Source organism: Streptomyces boncukensis (assembly GCF_011045075.1).
Lineage (GTDB): Bacteria > Actinomycetota > Actinomycetes > Streptomycetales > Streptomycetaceae > Streptomyces > Streptomyces boncukensis.
Map to the genome: position 1 here is coordinate 1 of NZ_JAAKZZ010000421.1, position 6,605 is coordinate 6,605.

Here is a 6,605-nt window from a genome sequence, read left to right on the forward strand (position 1 = left end):
GGGCGGGACCGGCCTGGGCGGCCCCGCCGCTGGGCAGCAGCAGCGCCAGGGCGAGGGCGGGCGCGGCCGCCAGGACCTTCCTGCGGTGAGCCGTCGTCATACGTCACGCCTCCTCAGCGTCATGGACGCTGCCCCGAGCAGCGTCGCGGTGCAGGCGGTGACCAGGGCCAGCGACGGCCAGGGGCCGAGGCTGCCGACCGCGTCGGCGCTCGCGTCCGAGGTCTGGGTCAGCTTCTCCAGCGCCGCCGTCGGGGAGATCCCGGCGATCCAGCGCTCGGCGCCGCCGAAGAGCGGGCCGAACAGGGAGGGCAGCAGGAGCAGCCCGACGACGGTGGTCACGGCGCCCGCGGAGTGCCGTACCAGGGTGCCGGCCGCGAGCCCGAGCAGCCCGGCCACGGCGAAGGAGGCCGCGATCCCGAACAGCGCGGGCAGCGGCTCCCCCTGCGGGCGTTCGCCGTCCGGCAGCAGCGCGTCGCCGACCAGATAGGCGACGGAACACGAGGCCAGGGCCAGGGCCCAGAGCAGCGCCGCGAGCAGCGTGGCCTTGGCCGCGAGGACGGTGGCCCGCCGCGGGACGGCCGCGAGCGTCGTACGCAGGGTGCCGTGCGCGTACTCGCCGGTGATCAGGAGCGCGCCGAGCACCGCGGCGAGCATCTGGCCGACGACCGAGAGCGTGAGGCTGCCGCCGAGCACCGTGTCGTCGTCCTGGAGGCTTCCGGTCGCGGCGACGAACACCGCGCCCACGGGCGGCAGCGCGGCGGCCGCGAGCGCGGTCCGGACGGTGGAGCGCACGCTGCGGAACTTGATCCACTCGAAGGCCAGCGCCTCCCGGAACCCGGCCCGCGCGGGCGGCGCTGGCCGGCTTCCGGGAGGCGCGCTGTGCGTCCGGCGGGTGCGGGCGGCGCTCATCGGGCCGCCTCCGTCCGGTACTCGGCCTCGTCCTGCGCCAGGGCCGTGTAGACCTCCTCCAGCGAGGCGTGTGCCGGGGTGAGTTCGTGGAGCGCCAGGCCGTGCTCGCGGGCCAGGTCGCCGATCGTGCCGGCGTCCGGCCCCTCGACCCGCCAGCCGCCTCGCGGCGTGACATGGACGCGCGCCCCCGCTGCCTCCAGCAGGGCACGCAGCTCTTCCGGCTGTGGGGAGCGCACCAGGGTGTGCGCCCCGGAGTGGGACTCGATGAACGCGCGCATCGTGGTGTCGGCCATCAGCCGGCCCTTGCCGATCACGATGAGGTGGTCCGCGGTCAGCTCCATCTCGCTCATCAGATGGCTGGAGAGGAAGACCGTGCGTCCCTCGGCGGCCAGGGACCTCATCAGCTCGCGGATCCAGCGGATGCCCTCGGTGTCCAGGCCGTTGACGGGCTCGTCGAGGATCAGTACCTCCGGGTCGCCGAGCAGCGCGGCGGCGATCCCGAGCCGCTGCCCCATGCCGAGCGAGAACCCCTTGACCCGCTTGCGGGCGGTGTCGGGCGGCAGGCCGACGCTCTCCAGGACCTCCTCGACGCGGCGGCGCGGGATGCGGTTGCCGGCCGCGAGCCCGGCGAGGTGGTCGTAGGCCGAGCGCCCGCCGTGCACGCCTTTGGCGTCCAGCAGCGAGCCGACGGTGCGCAGCGGGGCGGAGAGTGCGGGGTAGGGCCGGCCGCCGACCGTGACACGGCCCGAGGTCGGGGTGTCCAGGCCGAGGACGAGCCGCATGGTGGTGGACTTCCCGGCACCGTTCGGCCCCAGGAAGCCGGTCACCCTGCCGGGCCGCACGGTGAACGTCAGCCCGTCGACGGCGGTCTTGTCGCCGTAGCGTTTGGTGAGTCCGGTTGCCTCGATCATGTGCCGGACGCTACGGGCGGACGCGCGGCTCGGAATCCGCCGCCGGGAGACCGGCGCTGCGCTCCCCGGAGTAGCTCCGCAGCGGGCTTCAGCGCTCACCGGCGCGCACCAGCCCCGTCTCGTAGGCGAAGACCACCAGCTGCGCCCTGTCCCGCGCACCCAGCTTGATCATGGCCCGGCTGACGTGTGTCTTCGCGGTCAGCGGACTCATGGCCAGCGCCCGGCCGATCTCCTCGTTGCTCAGGCCGCGCGCGACCTGCGCCATCACCTCACGCTCCCGGTCGGTCAGCTCGGCGAGGCGTGCGGCGCCCTGCGCCTCCGGGGCCTTCAGCCGCGCGAACTCCTCGACAACGGAACGCGTGACGGCGGGTGCCAGCAGCCCCTGGCCCGCGGCGACCGTACGAACCGCGGTGCGCAGCTCGTCCGGCTCGATGTCCTTGAGCAGGAAGCCGGCGGCTCCATGGCGCAGTGCCTCGAAGACGTACTCGTTCACCTGGTACGTCGTCAGCATGACGACCCGGACGCCGTCGAGCGCCCGGTCGGCGGCGATGCGGCGGGTGGCCTCGATGCCGTCGACGTCGGGCATGCGGATGTCCATCAGGACGACGTCGGGGCGGGTGGTGCGCACCGCATCGACGGCCCTGGCTCCGTCGGCCGCCTCGGCGACCACCACGAGGTCGTCGGTGAGGTCGAACAGCGCGCGGAAGCCCGCCCGCACCACCGTCTGATCGTCGGCGAGCACCACCCGTACCGTCATGATCGGCCTTCCCTCTCGCCCCGTACCGGGAGGTGGGCCCGCACGCGGAACCCGCCGCCGGGCACCCGGCCGTACTCGATGTCGCCCCGTGCCGCCGCCGCGCGCTCCCGCATCCCGATGAGCCCGAAACCGCCTGACGGCGCCCCGGAGAGCGGGCCGTCCGGGGCACCGTCACCGCTGTCACCGCCGTCGCCGTCGCCGTCGTCCACGATCTCCACTGTGAGGGCGCCGCTGTGCCGGGTGGTGGAGACCGCCGCGTGCCGTGCCCCGGAGTGTCTGACGACGTTGGTCAGTGCCTCCTGCACGATGCGGTAGGCGGCCAGCTCGGTCACCGGGGAGAGCCCGTCCGCCTCCCCCTCCCGGCACAGGGCGATCTCGACACCGCTGCCGGAGAACCGCTCGACGAGGTCGGGGAGCTGGTCGAGTCCGGGCGCCGCCGCCGTCGGCTCGTCGTCGCGGTCGCGCAGCACGGTGACCGTGGAGCGCAGCTCCCGTACGGCCTCCCGGCCGGAGTCACGCACCTGCCGCATCGCCTTGCGGGACAGCTCCGGCCTCGTCTCGAAGGCGTCGAGGGCCACTCCCGCCTGGACGGTCATCGCGGCCACCGTATGCGCGACGATGTCGTGCAGCTCGCGCGCGATGCGCACACGCTCCTCGTGCACCCGGCGCTCCGCCTCCCGCTCCCGTTCCTCCTCGGCGCGCGCCGCGCGCGCCGCGTACTCGGCGAGCAGCTGGTGGCGCGTCCTGACGACCGCGCCGAGCAGCAGGGGCACCAGCGGCCAGAGCATCTCCAGCACCGGCAGCCCCTGCGGGTTCGCCACGTCGCGGCCGACGCCGAGCGCCACCGCCCCCGAGGCGAACGAGGCGGCGAGCCCGGTCCACAGCGTGCGCCGGCGGCTCCCGCAGACCGCGACCGTGTACAGCGCGACGATCACCGGGAGGTTCAGCAGCTCGCCGATGTGCCCGTACAGCGCCCACCCGGCACAGGCCGCGCCGGTCACCACGGCGACGGGCAGCGGCCACCGCCGACGCCACACCAGCGCCGCCAGCGACACCGCCAGCAGCAGCCAGGTGAACCCGTCCGCCTGCCGGTGGCCGGGGTCGTTGACCGCCGCGTCCGCCCCGGTCAGCGCCCCGACCACCGCCACCATCAGCAGGTCCACGGCTGGCGGCGGGAGCGCGCGCAGCCGGACCAGCACACCGTCCGAGGTCGTCACGCCGCTCACGATAGGAGCGGCACGCACGGCGCGCGTACGCCGACGGAAGTAGCGGAACGCGACGACGGCCGCCGCGCCCCGAACCGTGGCCCGAATTGGGGGAAATCTGCCACCGGCTGATTCCGGCCACCCCGGTATTTCCTTCCCTTCCTGCTCACCCGATGGCGGGCATACGCATACGGGCCGGTTCTAGAAATTCCGTTTTGTGTGGCACAAGTAATCGATAATCGTCTTCGTTGCCGCCTTTGAGTTTTATCGAGAGGTGCGCTTGAATATCCGTCGCCAGGGCCGCATGGCGATGGCCGGGCCGTCCCGCTTCCCCCCGTGGCGGGGCGGTCCACCCCGCCTTCCCCGCGCCGTCCCGCGCGGGTGTCCGTACGGTTCAGGGGGCCACGGAGGTGTCGCTGCGCGGCGGCGTCCCGGCCTCCGGCTTCGGTGGCCCTGCCGCGCCCCAGCGGCGGGTGAGCGGGCGTTCGACGCAGACGCTCACCGCCCACGCGGCCAGCAGCGCGAGCCCGAAGTACAGGACGGCCAAGCCCGCTCTGGCCGGGCCGGAGGCCGTGTGATCGTCGTCGATCAGCCGGTGGACATAGGTCAGCACCAGCATGTGGACCATGTAGAAGGCGAACGACACATCGCCCAGCCACACCATCGGCCGCCGCCGCACCAGCGAGCGCGACCCCCGGATGTCGGCGCCGGCGCCGGCCAGGACCAGCAGCGCCATCGGCACCACGAAGACAGCGGAGACGGCGTACAGGAAGGGCACCTGGAGCGCGAGCGCGTAGCCGATCGCCAGCGCGGGCAGCGCGTGCCGGAAGCGGACCGCCACCCGCTTGGCCTCCAGCACCGCACAGGCCAGCAGGACGCCGAGCACGAACTCCAGCAGCCGGGTGAGCGGGAAGATGTAGACGAACCAGTACTGGTGCAGCGTCACAGGAAAGGCGGCGAACTTCGGCTCGTCGGAGAAGGCCGCCGTGGCCAGCAGCGGCAGGGCGATCACCAGCAGGGCCGTCCCGGCGGCCCAGTCCCACAGCTGCCGCGCGGGTATGCGGCGCACGAGGTGGATGACCAGCGGGAAGGTCAGATAGAAGAACGCCTCGCAGGACAGCGACCAGGACACGCCGTTGACGCTGTCGTACACGTCGAACGTGGACGTCCAGGACTGCACGAGCAGCAGGTTGGGCACGGCCTGGCGGGCCGCTACCTGGCCGCCCGTCCAGTTGATCATGACGAGCGCGACAAACCAGGTCACCGCGTGCACGGGGTAGATCTTCGCCGCGCGGCGGCGCCAGAAGGACCGCGCCGTGTCGCCCGGCCGCGCCGACCAGGCCAGCACGAACCCGCTCAGCAGGAAGAAGAACCCGACCCCGGAGCGCGCGGTGATCAGCGCGAACATCGCGGGTGTGTTGCCCTCCCACACCCCGTCGAACCAGATCGTGAAGTAGGCGTGCGAGGCGAACACCGCGAACGCCGCCAGGAAGCGAAGGCCGGTCAGCGAGGGCAGCCGCGCGGCGGAGGGCAGGGGTGGTACGGCCATCGACACGGCGTCTCCCGGCGTGTTCGGAGCGGTGAGAACGCGCCGAACGTACCAACGGCCATGGCCTGATGTATGCCACCCCGGGATGGCATCGCGACGTCCAACCCCGGTTGCACAAAGCCCACTTCGGGGCCCCGGCGGCGGGTTCTCAGCCGGCTGCCAGGCGCAGCAGTGACGCCTCCTCGACGGGCGTGAGCCCGGCCACCGGGGGTGTGTTCGCGCCACGGCCCAGCCGGTCGCGCAGCACCGCCTCGGCCGTCTCGGCCACCGGTCTGGTCCGCAGCCCGGCGGCGAAGGAGGAGGCGACGTCCCGGGACAGCGCGCCGTACAGCTCCGGCCCCGGCCACAGCGGCATCGACCGGGGGCCCGTCCAGGTCCGCACCCCGGCCTCCCGCAGCGTGTCCTCGGGCACCGGGAGGAGCTCCAGGCTGTCGTGGCCGACCGCGTCGGCGACCTCGCGCAGCAGCGAGGCCAGGGAGACCGGGGGACCGGCGGCGTCGTAGACCCCGGCCGTCCGCGCGCCGGTCTGGTCGAGGATCCAGGCGGCGAGGTCGCGTACGTCGACGCACTGCGCGGGCAGCGGCAGCCCGTCGGCGCCGTCCTCGGCCGGCACGGCGGCGGTGCGTCCGCGTGCCATCCGCAGCGGCCAGTAGCCGAACGGGCCGACGTCGTCGCCCGGACCCACCACCAGCCCCGGCCGGACGAGGAAGGCCGTGTCCCCGGTCGCCTCCCGTACGGCCTGTTCGCAGGCCAGCTTGACCCCTCCGTAGTGCGCCTGGGACGGCTCGGGGTCGGCCGCCGGGTCGTAGGCCGCCTCGTCCCCGCACAGCGCGGGACGCAGCGGCGCCGCGGCGAGCGTCTGACCGCGGGTGCGGGTGTCGGCGTAGACGCTGATGGACGAGACGAACGTCCAGTGGTCTGCCGTCACCTCGCGCAGGGCGCGGCGCACCCAGGGCAGCGAGAGCGTCGCGGTCTCCACGGCCGCGTCGAAGCGGGCGCCGCGCAGCGGGGCCAGCGCTTCCGGCAGGTCGCGGTCGGCGCGCAGCAGCCGCGCCCCCTCGGGCGGCGCGCCGCCCGTGCCGCGGGCCACGCAGGTGACGTCGTAGCCGCGCGCGACGGCCTCGGCGGCCACGGCCCGGGAGACGAAGCCGGTACCGCCGAAGACCAGCAGACGCGGCGGAGGGGCGGACTTCGGGGACATCGCGGCCTCCTGGCGTGCGGTCGGACGACGCGGGGTCGTATGTCGGGACGGCGGGACGGGGACGGCGGTACGG

Annotated in this window: 6 protein-coding genes; all 6 read right to left on the reverse strand. The window is 74.0% G+C overall.

All coding sequences use genetic code 11. The features are described from left to right. Positions 1–96 precede the first annotated feature (96 nt). The 6 genes from G5C65_RS28590 to G5C65_RS28615 all read right to left on the reverse strand — a co-directional run bounded on the left by G5C65_RS28590 (position 97) and on the right by G5C65_RS28615 (position 6,532). Positions 97–909, reverse strand: coding sequence for an ABC transporter permease subunit (locus G5C65_RS28590; protein ID WP_165301932.1), 813 nt, complete (start codon positions 907–909; stop codon positions 97–99). Continuing rightward, positions 906–1,820 (reverse strand): ABC transporter ATP-binding protein, encoded by a 915-nt coding sequence (locus G5C65_RS28595; RefSeq protein WP_165301933.1) that lies wholly within the window; start codon positions 1,818–1,820, stop codon positions 906–908. The genes G5C65_RS28590 and G5C65_RS28595 overlap by 4 nt, the downstream gene beginning before the upstream one ends. Positions 1,821–1,908: 88 nt before the next feature. Further along, complete coding sequence (locus G5C65_RS28600; RefSeq protein ID WP_165301934.1) at positions 1,909–2,577, reverse strand: response regulator; 669 nt, start codon at positions 2,575–2,577, stop codon at positions 1,909–1,911. Further along, a complete protein-coding gene (locus G5C65_RS28605) occupies positions 2,574–3,794 on the reverse strand; it encodes a sensor histidine kinase (RefSeq protein WP_338146711.1) in 1,221 nt (406 codons plus the stop codon). The genes G5C65_RS28600 and G5C65_RS28605 overlap by 4 nt, the downstream gene beginning before the upstream one ends. Positions 3,795–4,176: 382 nt before the next feature. Then, positions 4,177–5,331: an acyltransferase family protein gene (locus G5C65_RS28610; protein ID WP_165301935.1), complete on the reverse strand. Its 1,155-nt coding sequence runs from the start codon at positions 5,329–5,331 to the stop codon at positions 4,177–4,179. 148 nt (positions 5,332–5,479) lie between these two features. Further along, on the reverse strand, positions 5,480–6,532 hold the full coding sequence (locus tag G5C65_RS28615) for an NAD-dependent epimerase/dehydratase family protein (RefSeq protein WP_165301936.1): 1,053 nt from the start codon (positions 6,530–6,532) through the stop codon (positions 5,480–5,482). Positions 6,533–6,605: the final 73 nt, after the last annotated feature.